Source organism: uncultured Streptococcus sp. (assembly GCF_963521865.1).
Lineage (GTDB): Bacteria > Bacillota > Bacilli > Lactobacillales > Streptococcaceae > Streptococcus.
Genome location: NZ_CAUQWY010000093.1, coordinates 1 through 2,801 on the forward strand (window position 1 = coordinate 1; position 2,801 = coordinate 2,801).

The window sequence follows — 2,801 nt, forward strand, 5'->3', positions numbered from 1 at the left end:
TTACTCTAAAGAAAATATCTGCTAAATTTGCAAACAATTGAGAGACTAACAACTTGATAAATGAATTAGACATATAGCTTTTAAGTTCTTTTATCTCTGTTAGAAAATGAATAAGATACTAAGCAACAAAGAGCTACTATACCAAATATTAAATAATTGCTCCTAATACTAAAGTTATCAGCAAAAATACCAGCTAGGAAATCAGCTAACATAAAACTAATCGAAATAAACAAATTATATACTGACCATAATACTGCTCTGTTTTTTTCTATTAACATATTAAATTTATAGTAAAAATGATTATTGTAGTTGGAATTAAGAACACGCATTAATAAAAGGATTATAATTTGGATGATTAGATTAGTTTGAAAAAACATGAGTATAGCTAATATTGGTAACATCAAGCTTACTTCAAACTTAATTTTTAGATAGCTCCCCAAAGCCATAGATATATTAAACATAAATAGTACAATTCCTAGCATATCTAGTGAAAGCCCCTGTTCATTTAAGAATATCCCTGCATAAGAATTGCTAATCATAATTAGAGTTGAGAATGCTACTCCTAATATTATTAATAACCATGGAATATTTTGAATATTATCGAGGCTAAAAAATTTTTGATTATTATTTTGTTCCTTTTTAATTTCAGGTAATCCTATTAAATATAATAGACTGAAAATTACAAATATAATAGATATAACAACAGGATAAATGTAATTCCTATGCAATAAAGGTGGAGATATAATCGTAACAATAGCAATAAAAATATATTTTAATGTGTTGAGATTTTTCAAAAATGATTTATATACAACTTCGTCATCAATTATTTCAAAATTATAAGAATTAAGAACTCCTGAAGATAATGATTCTGACAATCCAAAAAATATCGCTGAAATATATATTATATTTGATTTTCCAAACAATAGGCCCCATAATGCTAAAATTAATAATAAATTTGAAATAACCAAAATTTTCTTGTAACCAATCTTACTTGAAATATAACTTAAAGGAATATCAAAAACTGAACCACATAGCTCAGTAATAACTGATAAAGTAGCTATTTCTGTGAACGAAAAACCTAAGTGCTTTAATAGTAAAATTCCTACAAAGTAGTACGGTAATCCAGATAGAAACATATTCATTCCGTATAAATTAAAAATCTTCTTACTCATAAGTTACAAACTGAGTCTCTAAAATATTCTGGACTCTTCTCCTTAATCAAGTTAACATAGCAGCCACCCTCGCAAATTTTTAACAATCCACAAGATAAACACTTAGAATTCTTCGTTCTAAAAGAACGAATTCCTCCATACAACGAATCATCATACCAAACATCTAACAAATCTTTTTCAAAGGCATTCTGCTTAGTTTGATTAACTCCTAAAAAAGCAATGCAAGGCAAGATATCCCCATTAGACATTATTTCCATCTTAGTATATTTTGCACGACATCCATAATACATTTCGTCAAACTCTGAAAATTCAATTGAATTATTTATCAACTCCGGATAAGCGGTGAAAAAATGACATCCCTCAGTAGCAAAATTTAGATTAGCTCCCCGTTGAGTTATATAATCTGTAACATACTCATTCAACCTTCTCAAATCAGCTAAATCGTATTTTTTCTTTATTTTCGTATATCCTGTTACCTCAGAATAATTAGCTACTGAAAACCTATCTATTTTATTCTCTATACAAAAATCAACCAATTCTATAATCTGCTCATAGCTTTGCCTTGTATACACTGCATTAATTCTACATTTTTTTCCAACCTCTTTAAAGTACTTCGCTAATTTAATTTGTCTATCAGGTCTCACCCCCATTAATTCAAAATTTAATTTAGGATCTAAAGTCTGCAAAGATAAAACCGGTGTAATATATTTAGATTTAACTAGAATTTCCACTGTACTTTTCTTTATTAATTGGGCATTAGTTGTTATAGTAGTCTTTATCTTCAGTTCTTCACAAGCTATCAACAAATTATCAATATCAAAATATCTAGTCGGTTCCCCTCCTAAAATTGAAACACTTAACACTCCATTATCTTTTGCTTGGCGCAAAATTCTTTCCCAATCTTTAGCAGGTTTGGCATTTCTATCTTCACGATTTGCTAAAAAACAAAAACCACATTTTAAATCACAGTACATACTGGGGTATATTACTAGTTCAAGCGGAAAACTCAATATGTTATGTTTTTTTAATTTTGCTACATGCTTTCTCGCATTTTGAAGAGTCTCGTCAGGATTTTTCGATGATCCCTCAATATTATTATCAGAATAGATATTTAATAATAGTACTCGCTCTAGTTTCCCTGCTTTTATTTCTTTCTTAAAAAAGGAAGTAGCAATTTCAAAACCATGATTTTGAACTAAATAAAGAAAATAAGCTTCACTCTCATCTAACTCAATTCGGTCAAAAGTTACTTTATTTATCAAAATTCCACCAAACTTTTCTAGTCTAAATAAAAAATCTTCTGAAATTGTCGTCATATTGAATACCTTTCTAAAAAAGCAGAGGAAAATATAGCCTCTGCTTAACTTATGGGATAAATTACTTTATCACTTCCAGCCGTCACCTTTTGCTATTGAACTAGACTCAAGGACTTTTTCAAGCTCTTTAGACATATTTGGTACTCCTTTCGAATATGATACTGTAATTATATTCCTTTTCAACACTTACAATAAAATATTCCCATATTTGCATTTTCTAACTACTAGCTAAAATTTTTTCTAAATGCCTTTCATAAATCTTTGCTAAGTGGTTACTTCCCGCTAATTTCATTGCTCCAATACACTTCCTCAT

The 2,801-nt window shown here is 28.8% G+C and carries 3 protein-coding genes and 2 pseudogenes; all 5 read right to left on the bottom strand.

What is annotated here, in order from left to right:
* Positions 1–73, bottom strand: a pseudogene (locus RWO85_RS10240) (MFS transporter); the annotation flags it as partial.
* A gap of 7 nt (positions 74–80) precedes the next feature.
* Positions 81–1,172: an MFS transporter gene (locus RWO85_RS10245; protein ID WP_314415746.1), complete on the bottom strand. Its 1,092-nt coding sequence runs from the start codon at positions 1,170–1,172 to the stop codon at positions 81–83.
* Positions 1,169–2,488, bottom strand: coding sequence for a KxxxW cyclic peptide radical SAM maturase (kwcM, locus tag RWO85_RS10250; RefSeq protein WP_314415748.1), 1,320 nt, complete (start codon positions 2,486–2,488; stop codon positions 1,169–1,171). The genes RWO85_RS10245 and kwcM overlap by 4 nt, the downstream gene beginning before the upstream one ends.
* Before the next feature lie 69 nt (positions 2,489–2,557).
* A complete protein-coding gene (locus tag RWO85_RS10410) occupies positions 2,558–2,623 on the bottom strand; it encodes a KxxxW-cyclized peptide pheromone (protein WP_261022939.1) in 66 nt (21 codons plus the stop codon).
* Between the two features lie 82 nt (positions 2,624–2,705).
* A pseudogene (locus RWO85_RS10255) lies at positions 2,706–2,801 on the bottom strand (Rgg/GadR/MutR family transcriptional regulator); the annotation flags it as partial.

Coding starts and splice junctions, on each gene's coding strand:
- RWO85_RS10245 (WP_314415746.1), bottom strand. CDS start 1,172: ATGAGTAAGAAGATTTTTAATTTATACGGAATGAATATGTTTCTATCT.
- kwcM (WP_314415748.1), bottom strand. CDS start 2,488: ATGACGACAATTTCAGAAGATTTTTTATTTAGACTAGAAAAGTTTGGT.